Source organism: Sphingomonas sp. ABOLH, from assembly GCF_003951715.1.
In the GTDB taxonomy this organism is placed as follows: Bacteria; Pseudomonadota; Alphaproteobacteria; order Sphingomonadales; family Sphingomonadaceae; genus Sphingomonas; species Sphingomonas hankookensis_A.
Genome location: NZ_QQWV01000031.1, coordinates 1 through 20,841, shown reverse-complemented (window position 1 = coordinate 20,841; position 20,841 = coordinate 1). Strand labels below are relative to the sequence as shown.

18 protein-coding genes and 1 tRNA gene are annotated in these 20,841 nt (G+C 68.5%); 7 read left to right on the top strand and 12 right to left on the bottom strand.

Annotation, left to right across the window (positions count from 1 at the left end; genetic code table 11):
- Positions 1-42 precede the first annotated feature (42 nt).
- The 3 genes from CA237_RS13790 to CA237_RS13780 are packed head-to-tail and all read left to right on the top strand — an operon-like array spanning position 43 to position 3,502.
- Positions 43-798, top strand: coding sequence for an ABC transporter ATP-binding protein (locus CA237_RS13790; RefSeq protein ID WP_066690161.1), 756 nt, complete (start codon positions 43-45; stop codon positions 796-798).
- A complete protein-coding gene (locus CA237_RS13785) occupies positions 795-2,231 on the top strand; it encodes a DUF3526 domain-containing protein (protein WP_066690159.1) in 1,437 nt (478 codons plus the stop codon). Before CA237_RS13790 ends, CA237_RS13785 begins: the two co-directional genes overlap by 4 nt.
- A complete protein-coding gene (locus tag CA237_RS13780) occupies positions 2,231-3,502 on the top strand; it encodes a DUF3526 domain-containing protein (RefSeq protein ID WP_066690157.1) in 1,272 nt (423 codons plus the stop codon). Before CA237_RS13785 ends, CA237_RS13780 begins: the two co-directional genes overlap by 1 nt.
- Here CA237_RS13780 and CA237_RS13775 read toward each other — a convergent pair.
- The 3 genes from CA237_RS13775 to CA237_RS13765 form a co-directional block, all read right to left on the bottom strand.
- Positions 3,499-5,025 carry a DHA2 family efflux MFS transporter permease subunit gene (locus CA237_RS13775; RefSeq protein ID WP_126014395.1) on the bottom strand — a complete coding sequence of 509 codons (1,527 nt, stop codon included), beginning with the start codon at positions 5,023-5,025 and terminating at the stop codon, positions 3,499-3,501. The two genes, CA237_RS13780 and CA237_RS13775, sit on opposite strands and share 4 nt — an antisense overlap.
- A 148-nt stretch (positions 5,026-5,173) precedes the next feature.
- Positions 5,174-6,298, bottom strand: coding sequence for an HlyD family efflux transporter periplasmic adaptor subunit (locus CA237_RS13770; RefSeq protein ID WP_126014394.1), 1,125 nt, complete (start codon positions 6,296-6,298; stop codon positions 5,174-5,176).
- Positions 6,291-7,754, bottom strand: coding sequence for an efflux transporter outer membrane subunit (locus CA237_RS13765; protein WP_126014392.1), 1,464 nt, complete (start codon positions 7,752-7,754; stop codon positions 6,291-6,293). Before CA237_RS13765 ends, CA237_RS13770 begins: the two co-directional genes overlap by 8 nt.
- An 88-nt stretch (positions 7,755-7,842) precedes the next feature.
- Between CA237_RS13765 and CA237_RS13760 the strand changes: the two genes are divergently transcribed.
- The gene (locus tag CA237_RS13760) at positions 7,843-8,475 is read left to right on the top strand and encodes a TetR/AcrR family transcriptional regulator (RefSeq protein WP_066690149.1); all 633 of its coding nucleotides are present in this window, start codon (positions 7,843-7,845) and stop codon (positions 8,473-8,475) included.
- A gap of 32 nt (positions 8,476-8,507) precedes the next feature.
- On the opposite strand, the gene CA237_RS13755 is transcribed toward CA237_RS13760, so the two are convergent.
- Positions 8,508-9,197 carry a glutaredoxin gene (locus tag CA237_RS13755; protein WP_126014405.1) on the bottom strand — a complete coding sequence of 230 codons (690 nt, stop codon included), beginning with the start codon at positions 9,195-9,197 and terminating at the stop codon, positions 8,508-8,510.
- A 103-nt stretch (positions 9,198-9,300) separates the two neighbouring features.
- Between CA237_RS13755 and CA237_RS13750 the strand changes: the two genes are divergently transcribed.
- On the top strand, positions 9,301-9,690 hold the full coding sequence (locus tag CA237_RS13750) for a MerR family transcriptional regulator (RefSeq protein ID WP_066690145.1): 390 nt from the start codon (positions 9,301-9,303) through the stop codon (positions 9,688-9,690).
- 1 nt (position 9,691) lies between these two features.
- Here CA237_RS13750 and CA237_RS13745 read toward each other — a convergent pair whose 3' ends face one another.
- Both CA237_RS13745 and CA237_RS13740 read right to left on the bottom strand, forming a co-directional pair.
- A complete protein-coding gene (locus tag CA237_RS13745; RefSeq protein ID WP_066690143.1) occupies positions 9,692-10,915 on the bottom strand; it encodes a threonine synthase in 1,224 nt (407 codons plus the stop codon).
- 43 nt (positions 10,916-10,958) lie between these two features.
- Positions 10,959-11,702, bottom strand: a complete 744-nt coding sequence (locus tag CA237_RS13740; protein WP_066690142.1) for a folate-binding protein YgfZ — start codon at positions 11,700-11,702, stop codon at positions 10,959-10,961.
- A gap of 45 nt (positions 11,703-11,747) precedes the next feature.
- On the opposite strand from CA237_RS13740, the gene CA237_RS13735 reads away from it, so the two are divergent.
- Positions 11,748-13,079 (top strand): dihydroorotase, encoded by a 1,332-nt coding sequence (locus CA237_RS13735; protein ID WP_066690140.1) that lies wholly within the window; start codon positions 11,748-11,750, stop codon positions 13,077-13,079.
- 263 nt (positions 13,080-13,342) lie between these two features.
- Here the strand turns inward: CA237_RS13735 and CA237_RS13730 are convergent, their stop codons facing one another.
- Positions 13,343-14,068: a DUF1134 domain-containing protein gene (locus CA237_RS13730; protein WP_066690169.1), complete on the bottom strand. Its 726-nt coding sequence runs from the start codon at positions 14,066-14,068 to the stop codon at positions 13,343-13,345.
- Positions 14,069-14,234: 166 nt separating this feature from the next.
- On the opposite strand from CA237_RS13730, the gene CA237_RS13725 reads away from it, so the two are divergent.
- Positions 14,235-14,327, top strand: a tRNA-Ser gene (locus tag CA237_RS13725).
- Between the two features lie 100 nt (positions 14,328-14,427).
- Here CA237_RS13725 and CA237_RS13720 read toward each other — a convergent pair.
- The 5 genes from CA237_RS13720 to CA237_RS13700 all read right to left on the bottom strand — a co-directional run bounded on the left by CA237_RS13720 (position 14,428) and on the right by CA237_RS13700 (position 20,778).
- Positions 14,428-16,335: a BCCT family transporter gene (locus CA237_RS13720; RefSeq protein WP_066690138.1), complete on the bottom strand. Its 1,908-nt coding sequence runs from the start codon at positions 16,333-16,335 to the stop codon at positions 14,428-14,430.
- 8 nt (positions 16,336-16,343) lie between these two features.
- A complete protein-coding gene (locus CA237_RS13715; RefSeq protein WP_232307947.1) occupies positions 16,344-16,658 on the bottom strand; it encodes a chloride channel protein in 315 nt (104 codons plus the stop codon).
- 281 nt (positions 16,659-16,939) lie between these two features.
- A complete protein-coding gene (locus CA237_RS13710) occupies positions 16,940-18,058 on the bottom strand; it encodes an OmpA family protein (RefSeq protein ID WP_066690133.1) in 1,119 nt (372 codons plus the stop codon).
- A gap of 108 nt (positions 18,059-18,166) precedes the next feature.
- Complete coding sequence (locus CA237_RS13705) at positions 18,167-18,667, bottom strand: DUF2793 domain-containing protein (protein ID WP_066690131.1); 501 nt, start codon at positions 18,665-18,667, stop codon at positions 18,167-18,169.
- A complete protein-coding gene (locus CA237_RS13700) occupies positions 18,664-20,778 on the bottom strand; it encodes a phage tail protein (protein ID WP_126014390.1) in 2,115 nt (704 codons plus the stop codon). Before CA237_RS13700 ends, CA237_RS13705 begins: the two co-directional genes overlap by 4 nt.
- Positions 20,779-20,841 lie beyond the last annotated feature (63 nt).

Genomic DNA, 20,841 nt, shown 5'->3' with positions numbered 1-20,841 from the left:
CTCTATTGACGATACCCTCCCCGGAAAGGCAGGAAGCCGCCCATGCAAACACCGCTGCCCCCTGCCCGTCTGCCCGGGACCGACCCCGAGATCGCCATCGCCGATGCGTCACTCGCCTATGGTGCGCACCGCGTGCTCGACGGACTGTCGCTGTCGGTGGCCGCCGGCGAGATCTACGCGCTGCTCGGCGGCAACGGCGCGGGCAAGTCGACGACATTGTCGGCGCTGCTCGGCTTCGTGCGTGTCGATGGCGGCAGCGTCCGGGTCGGCGGGATCGATCCGGCGGCGGACCCCGATGCGGCGCGGCGGCGCATCGCCTATCTGCCGGAGAATGTCGCGCTCTACGAACATCTGAGCGCGGTCGAGAATGCCGACTATCTGCTGGCGCTGTCGGGCACGCCCCGGTCGCGCGGGGACATTACCGATGCGCTGACCGCGGCCGGATTGCAGGACCGCGCGTTCGATCAGCGGCTCGGCGGCTTTTCGAAGGGGATGCGGCAGAAGGTCGCGATCGCCGTCGCGTTGTTGCGCGAAGTGCCGGTGCTGCTGCTCGACGAGCCGACCTCCGGGCTGGACCCGCGCGCCACCGCCGATTTCAACGCGCTGCTCCACGCCGTCCGCGCGCGGGGGACCGCGGTGCTGATGGTCACCCACGACCTGCTCAGCGCCGCCGATGTCGCCGACCGGATCGGCTTCCTCGAACGCGGTCGCATCGTCGACGAGGTCGCGGCCGAGGGCGAAGCGCGGTTCGACGTGCGGGCGCTGCACGACCGCTTCTCCGGAACCGGGGCGGCATGAGCGCGATCTCGCTCATCGCGCGGGACGAATTGCGGCTGATGCGGCGCAACCGCGTCGCGGTCACCGCCGTCGCGCTGCTGCTGATCCTGACGCTGGTCGCGGTGGTCACGTCGTGGACCCTTCAACAGGGCATTGCCGACAGCCGCGCGCGCCATCAGGCAGAGGCGAACCACGCGTTCGAGGCACAGCCCGACCGCCATCCGCATCGCGTGGTCCATTATGGCCATTTCATCTTTCGCCCGCTGGGACCGCTCGCCGCGTTCGATCCGGGCGTCGACGCCTTTACCGGCAACACCATGTTCCTCGAAGGGCATCGGCAGAATACCAGCAATTTCGGCGACGTCCGGCAAAGCTCGCTGCTGGTCCGCTTCGGCCAGTTGACGCCGGCCTTCGTGTTGCAGGCGGTGGCGCCGCTGCTGCTGATCTTCCTCGGCTATGGCGCGGTCGCGCGGGAGACCGAACGCGGTACGCTGCGGCCCTTGCTGTTGCAGGGGGCATCGGCGGGTTCGATCATCGGGGGGAAGCTGGGCGCACTGGCGCTGGTCGCGGCGCTGGTCGGCCTGCCGGCGATGATCGGCTTCGTCCTGATTTCGGGACAGCCGGGCGCCTATGCCGGGCCGATGGCGGTCATCGCCTCCGCCTATGCCGCCTATCTCGCCTTATGGGTGGTCGCGATCACCCTCGTTTCGACCCTCGTCCGCCGTCGCCGCGACGCGCTGCTCGCCTTGCTGGCCCTCTGGGCGGTCAGCGTCGTGCTGCTGCCGCGCGTCGCGCCCGATATCGCCGGCCAGGCCTATCCGCTGGCCAACCGGTTGCAGACCGACGTCGCCATCGCCCGTGACCTGCGCCGGATGGGCGACAGCCACAATCCCGACGACCCGCATTTCGCGCAGTTCAAGGCCGCGACCCTGAAGCGCTATGGCGTGACGCGGGTCGAGGACCTGCCGGTCAATTACAAGGGTCTCCTCGCCCTCGAAGGCGAAGCGATGACCAGCAGATTGTTCGACCGCTATGCCGGGCAGAGCTTTGCGACGCACGCGTCGCAGAATGCACTGGTCACCGGGATCGGCCTGCTCAGCCCGACCATCGCGCTGCGCCAGGCATCGATGGCCGCCGCCGGCACCGACTTTACCGGGCATCGCCGCTTCCTCGAACAGGCGGAGGCCTATCGCTACGCACTGGTCCAGCGGCTCAACCGGCTGCAGGCCGATGCGGTCAGCTATGCCGACGATACGGCGAAGGACGCCGGGGCCGACCGGCGCAAGCGGATCGGCGCGGACCATTGGCAACGCCTGCCCGAATTCCGCTTCGTCCCGCCCGATGCCGGATCGCTGGTGCGTGCCAGCCTGCCCGGGCTGGGCATCCTCCTTGGCTGGCTCATGCTGGCGCTGGTCGCGTTGGCGTTCGCCACCCGCCGGCTGGGGACGAAGTGATGGCGATCTGGCTGCATGAAACCCGGCTGCTGCTGCGGTCGCGCATGGCGGCGATCGCGCTGGTCCTGCTGGCCGTGCTCAGCACCGCCGCCGTCGCCGCCGGCATGGCCGAAATGGCGCGGCAGCGCGCGGCAATCGACGCCATCGCAGCGGCGCAGGCCGAGGATATCGGCGCGGTCGCGACCTATGTCGATCGCGAAAAGGACGCGGGCAGCGCCGCCTATTACAGCTTCCACCCGACCTGGGACGCGCCCGCCCCGCTGGCCTTTGCCGCGACGGGGATGCGCGACGTCGCCCCCTATATCCTGCGGGTTCGCGCGCTGGGGCTGGAGGCGCAGATCTATGACGGCGATACCTTCAATCCCGAACTGGCGCTGCCCGGGCGGTTCGACTTCGCCTTCGTCCTCGTCTTCCTTGCGCCGCTATTCGCCATCGCGTTGTTCCACGACCTGCAATCGGGCGAGCGGGAGGCCGGGCGCGCGCGGATGCTGGAGGCGATGCCGGGGGCGCGGCGGCTGTGGCTGCGGCGCGGGCTGATCCGCTTCGCGCTGCTGCTGCTGGCGCTCGGCATCCCCTTCGTCGTCGGCGCGGTGCTGTCGGGTGTCGCGATCGGCCCGCTGCTGCTGATCGTCGCGCTGGCGGCGGCGTATCTGCTGTTCTGGATCGCGCTGGCCGGGCTGGTCGGGCGGCTGGGCCATGGGTCGACCGCCAATGCCGCGACGCTGGCCGGGCTGTGGCTGGTGCTCGTGCTGGTGCTCCCCACGCTCGCCCATGTCGTCATCAACCGCGCCATCCCGGTCGACGACGGTGCCAAGATCGCGCTGGCCCAGCGCGAAAATGTCCATCACGCCTGGGAAATCCCGCGCGAGGAAACGATGCGGCGCTTCTATGCCGCCAACCCGCGATGGGCGGATTCACCGCCGCTGCCGGAGGGTTTCCACTATAAATGGTATTTCGCCTTCCACCAGAATGGCGACGACAGCGTGGCGGCGCGGGTCGACGCCTATCGCCGCGGGCTGAAGCGGCGGGCGGCGACGGCGAATGCGCTGGGCTGGGTGCTGCCCTCGGTCGGGGTGCAGGCGCTGCTCACCCGGCTCGCGCATACCGATCTTGCCGCGCAGCTCGCCTATCAGGACCGCATCCGCGCGTTCCACCGGCGGCTGCGGCATTTCTATTACGACTATATGTTCCGGGACCGGCCGTTCGGCAAAGCGGAGTTCGCGAAGGCGCCGACGTTCGATGACGCGACGGGGGCATCCGCCCGGCGCTAATGCGCGGCCCCCGGTCCGGCCATCCGCTGGGGCCGGGGGGCCAGCCAGATGATGAGCGCCGCACCGGCAAAGATGATCGCCGACAGCAGGAACATGTAGTTGATCGCCAGCGTGCTGCTTTCCTGCGTCACCGTCATCTCGATCGCGCCGCGTACCTGATCGATCGAGAAGCCTTGCGCACTCAGCGCCTGTTGCGTCGCATCGGTGTTCAGCCGCCCGACCATCTCGCTGCGCGCGATCGTCATGTGGTTGGCATAGAGCGTCGTCGATATCGACGTGCCGATCGCGCCGGCCATGGTGCGCAGGAAGCTCATGACGCCCGCCGCCGACGCCGTCTCCTTCGGATCGACCGCGCCCAGCGCGATGGTGGTCAGCGGGATGAAGAAGAACGGCATGCCGAACCCCTGCAGCATCTGCGGAAAGGCGAGCGTCCAGAAATCGGACCCCGTCGTCCATCCGACCCGCAACAGGTTGCACGCCGCGATCCAGAAGATGCCGAAGCACACCAGCGCACGCGGATCGCGCTTCTTGAGCATCTTCGCGACGAAGGGCGACATGATGACCGCCCCCATGCCGTTGAAGGCCGTGGCATAGCCGGCATAGGTCGAGGTGTAGCCCAGGCTCGCCTGCAACCATTGCGGGATCAGCACGACCGAGGCGAAGAAGGTGCCGAACGCGAAGGACAAGGCGGCGACCGCGACCGCGAAGCCGCGGTGGCGGAACACGCGCAGGTCGACGATCGGCTGCCGCTCGGTCAGCTCCCACGCGACGAACACCGCAGCACCTACCGCCGCGACGATGGCGAGGACGACGATCGTCGGGTCCTCGAACCAGTCGTGCTCGCGCCCGATGTCGAGCATGATCTGGAGCGCACCGATCCACAGGACCAGCAAAGCGAGGCCGATCCGGTCGACCTTCAGCTTCTCGCGCTTCGTCTCCGCGGGTTTCAGCAGGCGCAGCGCGCCGAACACGCAGAAGATCGCGACGGGCACGTTGATGAAGAAGATCCAGTGCCACGACCAGCTGTCGGAAATCGTCCCGCCCAGAATCGGCCCCAGGATCGGCGCGGTGACGGTGGTCATCGCCCACATGCCCATCGCCTGCCCATGCTGTTCGCGCGGGAAGACCCGCAGCAGCATCGTCTGCGTCAGCGGCATCAGCGGCCCGCCGCACAAGCCCTGCCCGATCCGCGCGATGACGATCATGGCAAGGCTGGTCGACAGCCCGCAAAGCACCGAAAAGATGCCGAAGCCGATCATGCCCGTCACGAAGGTCCGCACCGTCCCGAACCGCCCTGCCAGCCACCCGGTCAATGGCACGCAGATCGCCTCCGCCACCGCATAGGAGGTGATGATCCACGTCCCCTGGCTGGTCGAGATGCCGAGCGACCCGGCGATATGCCCGACCGACACATTGGCGATGGTCGTGTCGAGCACCACCATGAAATTGGTCAGCGCCAGCACCAGCCCGGCCAGCCACAGCTTGCCGCCGGTATAGGGTTTGAAATCGTCCTGGCCGGTCATGCCGACTGCTCCCTTGTGGGATGTCCCACGAAATATCGCCTGCCGTACCCCCGCGCAGGCAGGGGTCCAGGGTCAAGCACGAAGCGTTTTCCAATCGGGCGCTGGACCCCCGCCTGCGCGGGGGTACGGTCAGCCGTCGGGGAACGCGCTACCGCCCCGAAACATCCACCTCGGCGGTCATCGACAGCCCGACGCGCAGCGGGTGCGCCTGCAACTCGTTGCGGTCCAGCGCGACGCGCACGGGCAGGCGCTGCACGACCTTGATCCAGTTGCCGGTCGCATTCTGCGCCGGGATCAGTGCGAACGCCGATCCCGTCCCGCCGGAAAAGCCGACGACCCGGCCGTGATATTCGACATCGTCGCCATACAGGTCGGAGGTGAGCTTGACCGGCTGACCCGGCTTCACCTTGGCCAGTTGACCTTCCTTGAAGTTCGCATCGACATAGGCGCTGTTCACCGGGACGATCCGCATCATCGTCGTGCCGGCCGCGACGCGTTGCCCGATCTGGATCGTCCGGTTGGCGACGACGCCGTCGATCGGCGCGCGGATGACGGTGCGGTCGAGGTCGAGCTGCGCCTGCCGCACACGCGCCTCCGCGGCCAGCACGTCGGGCGCGCTGCGGGACGTGGCGCCCTGGATCAGCGCCTGATTGGCCGCCAGATTGCCCGCCGCCGCGCTGCGCTGCGACGCAGCCTCCGCCACCGCCGCCCGCGCCTGTTCCAGCGCGGCGCGGGCCGCTGCCAGCGCATTGGTCGCCTGGGTCAGTTCGTCGCCCGATACCGCACCATTGGGCGCCAGCCGCTGCCGCCGGTTATAGTCCACCTGCGCCTTGTCGAACGCCGCCTGCGCCGATGCCAGCCGCGCGCGGGCGCTGACGATCTCCGCGCCCTTCGCCTGCACCTGCGCCGACAGGGCGCCGCTGGTGGCGGCGGTCTGCCCGAACTGGCGCCGCGCCTTGGCCAGATCCGCCTCGGCACTCGCCAGCGCAATGCGCGCGTCGCTGTCGTCCAGCCGGACCAGCACGTCGCCGCGCTTCACCGCTTGCGTTTCCGATGGTCCGATGGCGATCACCTGCCCGGCGACCATCGGCGTGATCTGCGCCGTTTCCGCGCCGACATAGGCATTGTCGGTCTCGACATAATGGCTGCCGACCATCGCATACCAGCCGCCATAGCCCGCAGCGCCCAGCAGGACGACCGCGGCGATGCCGGTCAGCCACTTCTTGCGCTTCGTCGGCGCGGTGGTTTCGGGCGCGGGATCGGCGTCAGCCATGGGTCACATCCTTGTTCTGCTCGGCGGTGGCCGGGGCGGAAAACCCGCCGCCCAGCGCACGGACGAGCGCAATGTCGAGGGTAAAGGCACGCGATTGCAGGTCGGCGACGATCCGCCGCGCCTGCAACACCCGGTCCTGCGCGACCAGCACGTCGGTGAAGCGCGACAGCCCGCCTTCGTAGCGGAGCCGCGCGACGTCGTACCCGGCCTGCGCATTGGCCAGCGAGCGTTGCGATTCGGTCAGGCGCGTCGCCAGCGCGCGCTGGCTGACCACCGCATCGGCGACCGCGCGATAGGCGGCGGTGACGGTCCGGTCGTAATCGGCGACCGCCGCGTCGAACGCGCCGCGTGCCACGCGGTAGCGACCGTCCAGCTCGCCCCCGCGAAAGATCGGCAGGTTGAACGCCGGACCCACGCTGCCTGCGGTCGATCCGCCGTTGATCAGGTTGCTCAACCCCAAGGACTGCAAGCCGAACACCGCCGACAGGCTGAACGACGGATAGAAATCGGCGCGTGCGACCTTGATCCGGCTCGCTTCCGCCTCGACCCGGGTACGCGCCGCGACGATATCGGGGCGGCGGGCGATCAGGTCGGTGGTGACCCCGGCAGGCAGGCCGCGGGCGGGAATGGTCGCGGCGGGCGCGGTGATCGCCAGCCCCCGGTCCGGCCCCTTGCCCAGCAGCGCGGCGATGCGGTTGCGGGTCAGCGCGATCGCTTCGTCGGTCGCCGCCACATCGGCCCGCGCCGCCGGCACCGCCGCATCCGCCTGTTTCTCCTCGGCCCGGGTGTCGAGGCCGTTCGTCACCCGGTCGGCGGTCAATTTCGCGGTCTGTTGCCGCACCTGAAGCGCGGCCTGCGCCACCGCGCGTTCGGCGAACAACCGTGCCAGATCGGCATAGGCATCGGCGATATTGGTCGACAGCGTCAGCTGCGCCTGCACCAGGTCCAGCCGTGCCGCCTCCGCATCCGACCGTGCCGCCGCATAGGCCGCGCGGTTGCGTCCCCACAGGTCGAGGTCGAAGCCGAGCTCCCCCTCCACCCGGCCGGTGTCGTTCCACCCCTTCGGCACGAAATCGGCGGGGATGCCGTTATTGTAGCTCTGCTTGGTCAGGCCAACATTGCCCGATGCGCCCAGCGTCGGCAGCCGCGCCGCCCCGGCCTGCCGCGCATAGCCATCGGCCTGCGCGATGCGCGCGGTGGCGGCGGCGAGGTCGGGCGACCCGGCCAAGCCTTCCGCGATCAGCGCATCGAGCTGTGCATCGCCATAACCCTGCCACCAGTTCTGCGCCGGCCACGCGCTCGCGCCCGTCGTGGCAAAGCTGCGATCGGCGGCGAAACTGTCGGGGGTGCGCGGCGCCGGCGCATCGGCCAGACGCGGCACGCTGGCACAGGCGGACAGGAACAACACCGCAAGCGGCGCCGCGCGGCGGGCTTGCCGAAGACTCGGGCGTATCATGGCGAAAACCGTACTAGTGGGTACGCTTCGTTCCATGATCCTGCCGCTTGCGCCTGTCAACGATTAACTGTACCCGTCAGTACAGTTTATGACCGACACCGAAGAACCGGCGCTTGGCAAGCGCGAAGCCCGCAAACAGGATCGCCGCGACGCGATCGTCGCCGCTGCGCGTCGCTCGTTCCTCGAAGAGGGCTATGCCGCGACGTCGATGTCGGGCCTGCTCAAGACGCTGGGCGGGTCGAAGGCGACCTTGTGGAGCTATTTCCGCTCGAAGGAGGAACTGTTCGCCGCCGTCATCGCCGACGTCACCGCCGCCTTCCGCCAACAGGTCACCAGCGAATTGCTGACGCCGGGCGAGATGGAGGCGACGCTCGTCAATTTCTGCCGCGTATTCATGAACAAGACCGCGCATCCCGATGCGGTGGCGGCATGGCGGCTCGTCGTCGGCGAAAGCGGCCGCTTTCCCGAAATCGGCCGGATCTTTTACCAGGAGGCGGCGGGCCATATCGAACGCGCCCTGTCCGGCTATATCGCGCAGCAGATCGACGCCGGGCGGCTGCGCAATGAGGGCGCGGTCGACATGGCGCGGACGCTGACCGGGATGGCCGCGGTCCATCATAATCGCCGGCTATGGGGCATCGAAACCGCCGACAGCGACATGATCGACGCGCATGCACGGCGGTTCGTCGGCTATTTCCTGCGGCTGTTCGCGGTGCCCTGACCCACCCAAGCGGATCACATCCCGGTCAGCATCTACAGCCCCATCGCGATCATGCCCAGATTCTCGGTCAGCGACACGAAGCCCAACGGCACGTTCGACGACCCGCCGACACAGGCGCATTTCAGTTCGCGCCGGTCGATATAGACCGCCTTGAACACCGACACCGCCCCGATCGTCCCGATGAACAGCGCGACCGCGGCGGACAGCCCGGTCAGCACGCCGGCCACCATCAGCACGCCCGCCAGTCCCTCGGCAAAGGGATAGACATAGCCATAGCGCACCCAGCGCCGCGCCAGCAGGTCGTAGTTGAGGAACATGGTCGAGAATTTCTCGATGTCCTGCAGCTTCAGCAGCGCCAGTATCGCCATGCTGAACCCGCCGAACCATTGGAGCGCGTGCAGCGTGAAGGGCGATCCGAAGGCTGCATGACTGGCCGCCATCGCCAGCAGCGCGGTCATCGCGAACAGGGCGGCGACCGGGCGGTAGCTGGTCGCGCCGGGTTCGGCGACGCGCAGGCCAAGATGACGGCGCAGATCGTCGTAGCCGCCGATGCGCGTGCCACTGATGAAGACCTGCGGGGTCGTCTTCACGCCATGCGCCGCCTTGAACGCGTCCGTCGCCTCGCGCGTTGTCAGCGGGCGGTCCTCGACCGCGAACCCCTTGCGGCGGAGCAGGTCGAGCGCCTTCAGGCCATAGGGACAGGTGTGGCCGGGCAGGACCATGCGGTGAAGGACGGCGGTGGGACGGTCGGACACGGGTGCGCTCCTGGCATTCGCAACGTGCACCCTATATGGGGTCTGGACCATGGTCCGGAGTCAAGGCCCGATGACACAAACCATTGCGCAGCTGGCAAAGGCAGGCGGCGTCGGCGTGGATACGGTGCGCTACTATCAGCGACGCGGGCTACTGGCCGTGCCCGAACGCCCGCACGGCAACGGCTTTCGCCACTACGGTGAGGACGATCTGCACCGGCTGCGGTTCATCCGGCAGGCGCAGGCGGCCGGGTTCACGCTCGAGGAGATCGGCGAGTTGCTGGCGCTCGACGCCACCGACGACCGTGCCCGCGCCCGCGACCTCGCCCGGCGGCGCATCGCCGAACTCGATGCGCAGATCGAGCGAATGCAGGCGGCACGGCAGGCGCTTGCGAAGCTGGCCGATCAATGCGGCGCCGGTAGCGACGGCCCCTGCCCGATCATCACCGCATTCGAACGCTGACCTAAAGCGCTTCGAAATCAATCACTTGGTGTCGATCGAGCGTCGCGCTCGCGGGCGGCAGCGGATATTTGAGGCCAGTGGCACAGTTGAACAGCACCACCTCCTCGTCCGCATCAACCTCCCCATCCCGCAGTGCTTGGCGGTAGGCGGCCAGCGTCGCCCCGCCTTCGGGACACAGCAGCAGGCCGTCGCGGCGCGCACAGTCGTCCACCGCCTTCAGGATCGCCGGGTCGCCGACCGCCAGCGCCTTGCCGCCGCTTTCGCGCACCGCGCGCAGGATCAGGAAGTCGCCGACCGCACGCGGCACGCGGATGCCGGCGGCGACGGTATGCGCGTCCTCCCAGCGTTCGGCATGCTCCTCCCCTGCCTCGAACGCGCGGACGATCGGCGCGCAGCCCGATGCCTGCACCGCATACATGCGCGGCCGCTTCGACCCGATCCAGCCGAGCGCCTCCAGTTCGTCGAACGCCTTCCACATGCCGATCAGCCCGGTACCGCCGCCGGTCGGGTAGAAGATCGCATCGGGCAGCCGCCAGCCGAGCTGCGCCGCCAGTTCGAGGCCCATCGTCTTCTTGCCCTCGATCCGGTACGGCTCCTTCAGCGTCGAGAAATCGAACCAGCGTCCTTCCGCCGCGCCCTTGGCGACGATCGCGCCGCAATCGTCGATCAGGCCGTTGACCCGCCACACCCGGCTGCCCTGTGCCGCGATCTCGCGGACATTCACCTCGGGTGTATCCTCGGGACAGAAGACGATCGTCTCGATTCCACAGCGGGCGGCATAGGCGGCCAGCGCCGCACCGGCATTGCCGTTGGTCGGCATGGCGATGCGGCGCACGCCCAGTTCCTTGGCCATCGCCACCGCCATTACCAGCCCGCGCGCCTTGAAACTGCCGGTCGGCAGGCGACCTTCGTCCTTCACGAGCACCCGCTCGCCGCCCGATTTCGGCACGGGGATCAACGGCGTCTCGATCTCGCCTAGGCTGACAATATTCTCGGCTCGGCGCACCGGCAGCAGTTCGCGCCAGCGCCACAGATCGGTATCGCGCGCCGACAGCGTGTCGCGCGACAGTGCCTCGCCGACCGCCGACAGGTCGTAGCGGACCAGCAGCGGCCGACCGACCTTCGACAGATTATGCAGCGTGTCGGCGGGATAATGCTCGCCCGTCATCGAACATTCGAGATGGGTGACGAAGGTCGGGCGATCGGCGGTCAGATAGTCGTCCATGACCAACCTTGTAGCGCCACCGACGCCCCGGTCCAGCGCCCGCTCAGATCGGCTCCGCCAGCGCCTCCACCAGCCAGTCCGGCCGCAACGCTGCGCCCAGATCGTCGATCCGACGATGCTCGACCGCCAGCCCCAGATCGGGATAGACGATGCGCGTGCGCGGCCCCGCGACGTCAGTGGGCACCACCACCAGCCGGCGGTTGACCGTCGAGCGATAGTTCATCCGCGCGGTATTCTCCTGGCCCACATAGCAGCCCTTGGTGAAGCTGACCCCGTGCAGTTCGCGCGCATTACATTCCATCCACAAGGTCTGCCCGTCGCCCAGTTCGGCGCGTCCCTCGGTCACGCCGTGCCGCAGCCGGTGTTCCAACCATCCGCTCGCCGCGTCGCCCGCCGGAGCCAGCCAGCGCCGCCCCAGCGCCGCCAGCCGGGGATCGGGAACACCCTCGCCGCCCTCCGCCGCCCAATGGACGCCGAGGTCGGTCCGCTCGATCGTCACCGCACGGCGCAGGCGATAGAGCGTCAGCCGCTTGGCCAGCGCATCGGCGACCTCGCCTTCGCAATCGATCAATATGTCGTCGCCATCGGCCCACAGGAGGAAGTCGAACAGCGCCTTGCCCTGCGCGCTCAGCAGCGCCGCCCATTGCGGCGTCTCCGGCGTCACCGCGCCCATATCCTGCGTCACCAGTCCTTGCAGAAACGGCCGCGCCTCCGCCCCGCCGATGTGCAGCACCGCCCGATCGGACAGCCAGGTACCGGGGCGGGTTTCGGGGGTGTTCATGGTCATGGCCAACAGGTAGGACGGCCTACCCCCCGGCTACAAGAGGCGGCAATGGCGACCTTCGATACCAAGCTCACCGGTGGCACCGTCCACCTTCCCTCCGGCCCGGCACAGGTCGATATCGGCATCGTCGACGGACGCATCGCCGGCATTGGCGTGACCGGCGATGCGGGCGAGACGATCGACTGTACCGGCCTCGACATCCTGCCCGGCGTCATCGACACGCAGGTCCATTTCCGCGAGCCCGGGCTGGAGCATAAGGAAGACCTCGCCACAGGATCGATCGCGGCGGTGATGGGCGGCGTGACCGCGGTGTTCGAAATGCCGAACACCAAGCCCGCGACCGATACCGAGGACGCGATCGCCGACAAGCTCGCGCGCGCCAAGGGCCGCATGTATTGCGACCATGCCTTTTACGTCGGCGCGACCGCGCGCAACGCCAACCATCTGGCCGAACTGGAGCGCCTGCCCGGCACGGCGGGGGTCAAGATCTTCATGGGGTCGTCGACCGGCGACCTGCTGGTGTCGGAGGATGCCGACCTGCTGCGCGTGCTCCGCTCCGGGCAGCGCCGCGTGGCGATCCATGCCGAGGACGAGATACGGATGATCGCGCGCGAGGGCGAACGGGTAAGCGGCGATCCGGCCTCGCACCCCGTCTGGCGCGACGACGAGAGCGCGATGCTGGCCACCCGCCGCATCCTGCGCCTCGCGCGCGAGGCGGGCCGCCGGGTCCATGTCCTGCACGTGACCACGCCGGCCGAACTGGAAGTGCTGGGCGCCAACAAGGACATCGCCTCGTGCGAGGTCACGCCGCAGCATCTGACGCTGGCGGGCGAGGACGCCTATCCGCGCCTCGGCACCTATGCGCAGATGAACCCGCCGATCCGCTCCGGCGCGCATCGCAACGGGCTGTGGTACTGGCTGAACCAGGGTGTGCCCGACGTGATCGGGTCCGACCACGCGCCGCACACGATCGAGGAAAAGGCCAAGACCTATCCCGCCACCCCCAGCGGCATGCCCGGCGTGCAGACGCTGCTCCCGTTGCTGCTGAACCACGTCGCCGAAGGGCGATTGACGCTTCAGCGGCTGATCGACCTGACCAGCGCCGGCGCGCAACGCATCTTCGGCCTAGCCGGCAAGGGGCGGATCGCGTTCGGCTATGACGCCGACTTCACCGTCGTCGATCTGAAGCGCCGCTGGACGATCGAGGAAAGCTGGCTCGCCTCGCGCGCGGGCTGGTCGCCGTTCACCGGCGATACGCTGACCGGACGCCCGGTGGGTACGATCGTGCGGGGCCGGACCGCGATGTGGGAAGCCGAGCTGGTCGGCAAGGCGCAGGGTGCGCCGGTGCGGTTCGAATCGACTTCGTTCCAGGGGGGGTGAAGGGGATCAGGACGATACACCACCATCGTTACCCCGGGCTTGACCCGGGGTCCCGCTTCTTCCTTCTATCGCGAACCGATCACGCCAGCGCCGCGGGCAAAGCCCGCGGCGTCGATCGGCTTGCAGCCGCCGGCCGGGCTGGGGCGTGTCCCGCAGGAGCGGGCCGCCCTGCGCCAGCGCCGCGGGCAAAGCCCGCGTCGTCGGTCGGCTTGCAGCCGCCGGCCGGGCTTGCGGGAGTCGGCAGGAGCCGGCCCCGCTTCGCCTTAAAACGGCAGCCACCTCTGCTTTTCACTGAACCGCATATAGCCGACATTGGCGCCCAGCCGCCAACCGACACCCAGGCGAACCGGGATCAGCACCACATCGCCCCGCCGCAGATAGCTCGCCGAAAAACCACCGACGAAATAGGCCCGCCCCTCGGCCGCCGGGAAGCGCTTGTACAGCTCCTGCGAGTCATACAGGTTGTAGACCAGAACGAAGACCTTGGTCGCATCGCCGCCCACGTCGAAACCGACCGACGGCCCAGTCCAATAGACCGGCCGTTGCCCCTCGACCTTGTGGTTCATCACCCCCGAGCCATAGCGCAGCCCGACGACGAACGCACCCGCCGCCTCGCGCCCAGCGATATAGGCATTGGGCTTGCCCTGGTCCTTCAGGATGTTTTCGATGATGCCCGCCAGCCCCTCGGCCCCGCGCCCGAACACGCCCTCGGCGGCACCGATCAGGTCCTCGCGTTCGAACGTGTCGTTGGCCGCCGATGTCGCGGTCGTGCTCGGCGACTGCTGCACCGGCGGCGGCGTTTGCTGCACCGGCGGGACCGGCTCGGACTGATAGGCCGGCGGCACGGTCGATCGCGGAGTGGGCGCCGGCGCCTGCTGCGGGGCCAGATCGCCATCGATCGCGTCATTGGGATCGACGGTCCGCACCTGCGCCTGGGCCGGCACCGCCAGCACCAGCAGCGGCGCCATCCATCCGATCAACCGTTTCATCACCTGTTCCCCGCAAACCTGCCCATCGCGCACACGATAGGCGCCAAGCAGCTGTCCCTGCAATGAACGCGCGGCCGGTCGGCGTCGAATTACGATCAACGTAGGGTGTTGATCCCCGCCCATTCCCCCGTTATAGGCCCCCTCTCCAAGCCGTACTGCGCGCTTGGGAGACGTGGGTGAGTGGCTGAAACCAGCGGTTTGCTAAACCGCCGTAGGGGGATTACTCCTACCGAGGGTTCGAATCCCTCCGTCTCCGCCATTATCTTTTGACATCATTGGATAATCTGGCGGTTTCGGGCGCGATGCCCACTTTGCCGCCCACTTTCGACAATTGATCGACCGATGCGCGCGCCCATAGTTCACGCGCCCAATCGCCATCGCTCCAGCTGAGTCAGCACATCGGCGGCGATCTGCTCGGCGGTGAAGCCGGTGAGGTCGCGATACCGCGCATTTCCGTTCGTCTCCGCCGCCAGGAACCACGCCTTGCTGCGCCGCTCCTCCGACGCCTCCAGCGCGGTATAGGCGGCGAGCGGCCGGGAGCGGGGCGTCAGCCGATAGGTGAAGGCGCGCTCGCTCTGCGCGCCGAGGATCAGCGTGCGCTGATCGTCCTGCACCTCGATAGTGGAATCGGCCCACCCCTCCTTCTGCAAGGCCTCGTGAACCGATCGCAGCGCGGCGTCGCCGTTCCCGGCCAGCTGCCGCACTATCTCGCCGCGCCGCGCCGGGACCAGCAGGCGCTTGAGCCGTTCGGCCATCGGCGCTTCGTCGGGCAGCGCCACGCCGGCGAGGTCGGCATTGGTCTGTCGCACCAACCCGACCGCCAGCAGCAGCATGATGAAGCAGAAGGGCAGCGCGGCAAGCAGCGTCGCGGCCTGCAACGCGCCCAGCCCGCCCATCACCAACAGCAACGCTGCCGTGACGCCCAGCAGGACGCACCAATAGATGCGCTGCCAGCGCGGCGTATCCTCCCGCCCGCCCGATGCCAGCGTATCGATCACCAGCGCACCCGAATCGGCCGAGGTGACGAAGAAGATGCCGACCAATGCGATGGCGAGGGTCGCGGTGACGCTGGCGCCGGGGAGATATTCGAGGAACTTGAACAGCGCCGTCGACAGATCGGCCTGCACCGCCTGGGCGATCCCGCCGGCGGCCGTCCCGAGATCGAGCGAGATCGCGGTGTTGCCGAACACCGTCATCCACAGGAAGGTGAAGGCGGTCGGCACGAACAGCACGCCGATCACGAATTCGCGGATCGTCCGCCCGCGCGAGATGCGCGCGATGAACATGCCGACGAACGGCGACCATGCGATCCACCACGCCCAGTAGAACAGCGTCCAGTCCGCCATCCACGCCCGCGGTTCATAGGCATAGAGCGTGAAGGTCCGCAGGACGAAATGGTCGAGATACAGCCCGAAATTCTGCACCAGCGCACGCAGCAGGAACAGCGTCGGACCCAGCGCCAGCACGAACAACATCAGCAGGACGGCCATCGCCAGATTAAGCTCGGACAATCGGCGTATCCCGCGATCCGCCCCGCTCAGCACCGACAGCGTCGCCGCCCCCATCACGATGACGATGACCGCGATCTTGGTAACGGTGCTGTCGGGCACGGCATATTCATAGGCCAGCCCGGCGGTCATCTGCGACACGCCGAACCCCAGCGAGGTCGAAACCCCGAACACCGTGCCGCACACCGCGAAAATATCGATCGCATCGCCCAGCGGACCGTTGATGCGCTTGCCCAGCAGCGGCGACAGGCCGGACCGCAATGTCAGCGGCAGATCCTTGCGATAGGTGAAATAGGCAAGGCTGAGGCCGACCAGCGCATAGATGGCCCAGGCATGGACCCCATAATGGTGGAAGGTGATCGCCATCGCCTCGCGCGCGGCGGTGATCGTACCGCTTTCCGCTTCGGGCGGCGAGATATAATGCTGGATCGGCTCGGCGACCGCAAAGTACATCAGCCCGATGCCCATGCCGGCTGCGAACAGCATCGCCAGCCACGATACATAGGGAAAGTCCGGTTCGGAATCGTCGGGACCGAGTTTCAGCCTGCCCGCCGGTCCGAAGCCCAGCGACAGCACCACCACCAGAAACACCGCGACCGACGCGATGTAGAACCAGCCAAAGGTATCGATCGCCCAGGCCTGCGCCGCCTTGAACGCCTGATCGGCGCTGCCGGGCATGGCCAGCGTCGTGATCAGCAGGGCGGCAATGATGGCGGACGCGCCCCAGAAGACGCGCGGATTGATATGACTGGCAGACATACCCCCGCCTAACCCATATCAGCCGCGCTGACGACCTTCGTCGGATCGGGGGAAGGGGTTGCGATCAGCCGGGTTTCGCCACCGGCGGCATGGCAAAGGCCTGCACCAGCCCGCGATACAGCGTCTCGCGACACCCGGCGGCTGGCGAAACGCCCAAGGAAGGCGGCCGCGAACATCGACAGCATCAGGCCGCGGCTCGCCGTCGTCTCGGACAGGATGAGGACCGCGGTCAGCGGCGCACGGACCACACCGACGATATAGGCGCCCATACGCAAGATCACGACGGCGCTTGCGCTGAATGCGCACTCCGATGGGATCGGCACTCCCAACCCGATCGACGAACAGGCGGTGATGCTGCCCGAGATCCGTTCGGTCGTTGACCATCTGGTGGGGGCGACGGACCGGGGCCTACACGATCCTTACGTTGGCGATCGGAATGCACGGCACGGAGCCGCTATCTCCCGAGCCGGGCGCACTCCCGCCAACACCCGGCCCGACAACAGCAACCACCTCGCTGCATCGACAACCCGGACACCCGGACAAACGAAAAGGGAGGCCGGTTGCCCGACCTCCCTTCCGAAATTCGACTTCCGAAGAAGTGGAATTACATGCCCGCGCCCGGACCGTAGGTGATTTCCACGCGACGGTTCTGCAGTTCGCGCACACCGTCGGCGGTTTCGACGCGCGGACGGCCTTCACCGAACGCTTCGGTCGAGATCACGCCACCCGAGATGCCACGGCCTTCCATGTACGCACGGACCGAGTCAGCACGACGCTGCGACAGACCGACGTTGTACGAAGCCGAACCCGAGCGGTCGGCGTGGCCGGCCAGCATGACCTGCGCGTTGCCGCACGACTGGTAGTTCGAGATGGCGTTGTCGAGGATGCCAGCCGCTTCCGGCGTGATGTCCGACTTATCCCATTCGAAGAACACGATGTACGGTCCCGGCGTGCAGACGACCGGCGGCGGCGGCGGCGTTTCGACCGGCGGCGGCGGCGGCGGCGGCGTTTCGACCGGCGGCGGCGGCGGCGGCGGCGGGGTCGGCGCGCCGAAGTTGAAGGTCAGGCCACCCAGCAGGCTGTGCGACCGGAAACGACCGTCATAGCCGACGCCACGGACGTTCACGAGGCGGACGTCATCGGCGTTGAAGAAGCGATACTTCAGCGACACGTCGACATTTTCGCTCAGCGGCGCGCGGATGCCCGCCAGAGCCTGCCATGCGAACACGGTGTCCGAATCGTCGAGCGCAGCGAAGTTGTTCACGACGCGATAGTCGTGCGCCTTCACGCGAGCGACACCGGCACCACCGCCGACGAAGCCGCTGATCGCGTCGTCGTCACCGAAGTCGAGCAGGGCATTCGCCATGAACGACAGCGCCGAGGTACGGCCACCGCCGCTGTAGGTGCCTGCACCGACCGCCGTGGTCGGGCCGGTCGCGATCGAACCGGTCGTGCGCAGTTCGTCGACGGTTGCGCTCTTGTACGCAACTTCGGCTTCAACGCGCAGCGCGCCGAAGTCGTAACCGACGGTGCCACCGACGTCGTAGCCATAGTTGCTGTCGACGGTGGTGACGCCACCGGCCGGCGTGGTCAGATCATAGTCGATGTCTTCGACGATCATCGCGCCGCCTTCCACACCCACATACCACGCGTTGTCGCGGGCGAGGGCGGGAGTTGCGAGCGCAGTGGTCGCGAGCGCCAAAGTGACGGCAAGCTTCCGCATTCTAGTCCCCTTTCACAGTTGTCCTACGGACAGCGCAAACCAAGTACCGAAGCGATAGTTTCCACGCAAGCGCACAAATTCTGCGCTGTTGCAGGAAAGACACGCTTTTCAGCCCGCGATCAGCCCGTGCGCACGCAGCGCCGCCAGGATCGCCGTTACCGCCGTCCGTGCCTCTTCGTCGCGGGCCGTACCGCCCTGCGGGGCCGCGATCGCCGGTTGCTGCGCTCCCACGACCGGGTTTCCGGCGATCACGATCCGGCGGGCGGACACTTCGCCGAGCCGCCACGCACCCCCGCGGAACTCCACGGTCGTTTCGCCACCGGTCCACCAGAATCGCATACCCTCGCGCGGCGACACGAAGCGCCAGCCGCCTTCGGTCATGCCGGCGATCCGTCCCGCCTGCCCGGCCCACTCGCCGCTCGGCGCAGCGCCCGTGATCCAGCATTGGCCGGGCGCCGCGGCCACCGGCGGCGCGTCCTGCGCCACCCCGGCGACGCATCCGTGCAACAGCAGGTCGACCAGCATAAGCGCCTCGTTATGCGCCATTTCCTTGTGCGCCTGCGCAACGTGAAGCAGCGGCAGGCCAAGACGATGGGTCAGCTCGTTCATCGCGACATCTCCGGGGAATAGGACAGGGTGGCCGGCGGCGACAGGCCGTTCGTGCCGATCTGGCGCAGCTCGATCGTCACCCGGCCGACGATGTCGACCGGACGCCATTGCGTCTCCGTCAGTTCGATCGACCGGGCGGTTCCGGCGGCATCGGTCACGGTCAACAGATACGCCTCGCGCTCCTCGACCAGCGGCTGGTCGACCCCGTCGCGCCACGGGGCGAACTGTCGCGCCCGGCGGCTCCAGCGCAGAAGCGGGCCGTCGCGACTGGCCATGATCGACAGGTGAACCGGGGCCGGCGGCACCAGCCATCGCCCGGTCGGAACCATCGTCGCGTTCGCCACGTCGCCGTCCACAATGCCGGCCGCCATCATTGCGATCGGAACGCCGGTCATCGCGCCATCGACCGGACGCAGCGTGGCAGGATCGAGCAGCACGAAGCCTTCGCCCGGGCGATGGGTCGCCATCGCCGATGCGGTGCCCCGCACGCCCCGCCACAGGCGCAACAGCCGCCAGCGGCAGGGACCGGTCCGTACCGCCGACCCGAATTGCACGATCTCCTCACCGACCAGCGCGGCATTGCCGCCACGATCCATCGCCGCCGCATCGATACTCTCCAGCGTCATCGCATCGTGCAGCAACGTGACCTCGATCGCCGAGGCCCGATCCTCGACCAGCGATGTCGCCGCCGCCGGTGGCACCGTCACCGACCCGATCACCCCGCCGGCGGCAGTACTGCCGATCTCGCGCCAGCCGGTCGCATCGCCGCCGATCGACAGCATCGCCTGCCGCCAGCCCGCCGTTGTGCCGGCGGCGACGGCATGGACTACCGGGACAGCCCCCGCATCTTCGCCGGGCAGTTCGACCAGCCGGATCACGGTCCGTCCCGCCGGCACGTCCGCCGCCAGCTGCGGCACCCCGGTCGCCGGCCGCGCGGCATGGCCGGCACCCGCGATCCGCACCAGTTCCAGCGTGATCCGCATCGCCTCGATCCGCGTCCGCCGCACCCGCCACAGGCCCGGTACGTCCGACAGCGTCACCCGCTCGCCCGGCGCCACATCGATCGACCGCCAGTCGAGCGCGACCGTCCGGACATCGCCCAGTGCCGTCTCCCGCGCCGCCACATCGCCGGCGATCCGCGCCGCCGTCGCCGCATCCAGCGCGGCGGGCAGTTCGATCCGGACCACCCGTGCCGTGCCGCCAAGGCGCAAAATCTGCTGCACCCCCGCCTGATAATCGCGTGCGATATCGTGATAGGCGATGACGATATCGGCCGGCGCAATCGGCGGACGACGCCACGTCGGCGCATCGGTCGGCAGCGGCGCATCGCGCAATGCCCGCGCCGGCCCCGCCCCGATCCGCAGCGCCGTGCCGTCGTCCGCGGCGGCATACCACCCGCCCAGCGGCTCGACGATCGCCTCGATCGCGTCACGCACCTGCGCGCCACTGGCCGCATAGCCGGCGAACAGCGGACCCGCATCCTCGGCACGGATCGCGCCCCCGCCCAGCGCCTCGACGATCGTCCCGACCGCCACCGGCCCGGCATCCGCCTCCACCTCGAAGGTCAGCGACGGGATGCGGTTGCCGAAATCGGCGAGCGCCAGATCCTCGAACACCGCATAGGCGATGCCGCGATAGGCCGGCGCGTCGGCGATCCCGACCCGGCTCGCGATCAGCGGATCGGGCATCTGCGCCTCGTCGCCCGGATACCAGCGAAAGCCGCCGGTGCGCGTCTTCCAGTCGCCTGCCGCCCCGCGCAGCAACTTCCCCTCGGCCCAGATGCGGCGAATGCCCCGGATCGGCCGCCCCGACAGCGCGACCGCGAACGAAGCGCTATAGCTAAACTGCATCGTCCGCCCCGCGCCCTTGCCGCTGGTCGACGCCGCCTCGCGCAGGTCGGTCGCCCAGATCACCGTCCCCGCCACCCGCATCGTGCCGAACAGCTTGGGGATCTGCGCGCCATAGCTCGACAGCTGCACCTGCAATTCGCGCAGCCTCGGCCCCTGCCGCGCCTGTCCGCCGAAGATCGCGCCGTCCACCGCCCCGCCCGCCACACGCCCCAGCGCCGCGCCGACCGGCCCCGCCACAGAGCCGCCCAGCGTCGGCAGCACCCTCGTCCCCCTGACCGGCCTGCCATGACACCCAACGGCGCAGGACCGCCTACGGCGGCGGCC

What these genes read in the sequence shown, in the direction of transcription:
- CA237_RS13785 (WP_066690159.1), top strand. Translation starts at nt 795, where the DNA reads ATGAGCGCGATCTCGCTCATCGCGCGGGACGAATTGCGGCTGATGCGG.
- CA237_RS13755 (WP_126014405.1), bottom strand. Translation starts at nt 9,197, where the DNA reads ATGGTCCTGCCCGGCCACACCTGTCCCTATGGCCTGAAGGCGCTCGAC.
- CA237_RS13770 (WP_126014394.1), bottom strand. Translation starts at nt 6,298, where the DNA reads ATGGCTGACGCCGATCCCGCGCCCGAAACCACCGCGCCGACGAAGCGC.
- CA237_RS13730 (WP_066690169.1), bottom strand. Translation starts at nt 14,068, where the DNA reads ATGAAACGGTTGATCGGATGGATGGCGCCGCTGCTGGTGCTGGCGGTG.
- CA237_RS13760 (WP_066690149.1), top strand. Translation starts at nt 7,843, where the DNA reads ATGACCGACACCGAAGAACCGGCGCTTGGCAAGCGCGAAGCCCGCAAA.
- CA237_RS13740 (WP_066690142.1), bottom strand. Translation starts at nt 11,702, where the DNA reads ATGACCATGAACACCCCCGAAACCCGCCCCGGTACCTGGCTGTCCGAT.
- CA237_RS13790 (WP_066690161.1), top strand. Translation starts at nt 43, where the DNA reads ATGCAAACACCGCTGCCCCCTGCCCGTCTGCCCGGGACCGACCCCGAG.
- CA237_RS13705 (WP_066690131.1), bottom strand. Translation starts at nt 18,667, where the DNA reads ATGAACGAGCTGACCCATCGTCTTGGCCTGCCGCTGCTTCACGTTGCG.
- CA237_RS13735 (WP_066690140.1), top strand. Translation starts at nt 11,748, where the DNA reads ATGGCGACCTTCGATACCAAGCTCACCGGTGGCACCGTCCACCTTCCC.
- CA237_RS13780 (WP_066690157.1), top strand. Translation starts at nt 2,231, where the DNA reads ATGGCGATCTGGCTGCATGAAACCCGGCTGCTGCTGCGGTCGCGCATG.
- CA237_RS13710 (WP_066690133.1), bottom strand. Translation starts at nt 18,058, where the DNA reads ATGCGGAAGCTTGCCGTCACTTTGGCGCTCGCGACCACTGCGCTCGCA.
- CA237_RS13750 (WP_066690145.1), top strand. Translation starts at nt 9,301, where the DNA reads ATGACACAAACCATTGCGCAGCTGGCAAAGGCAGGCGGCGTCGGCGTG.
- CA237_RS13775 (WP_126014395.1), bottom strand. Translation starts at nt 5,025, where the DNA reads ATGACCGGCCAGGACGATTTCAAACCCTATACCGGCGGCAAGCTGTGG.
- CA237_RS13765 (WP_126014392.1), bottom strand. Translation starts at nt 7,754, where the DNA reads ATGATACGCCCGAGTCTTCGGCAAGCCCGCCGCGCGGCGCCGCTTGCG.
- CA237_RS13745 (WP_066690143.1), bottom strand. Translation starts at nt 10,915, where the DNA reads ATGGACGACTATCTGACCGCCGATCGCCCGACCTTCGTCACCCATCTC.
- CA237_RS13720 (WP_066690138.1), bottom strand. Translation starts at nt 16,335, where the DNA reads ATGTCTGCCAGTCATATCAATCCGCGCGTCTTCTGGGGCGCGTCCGCC.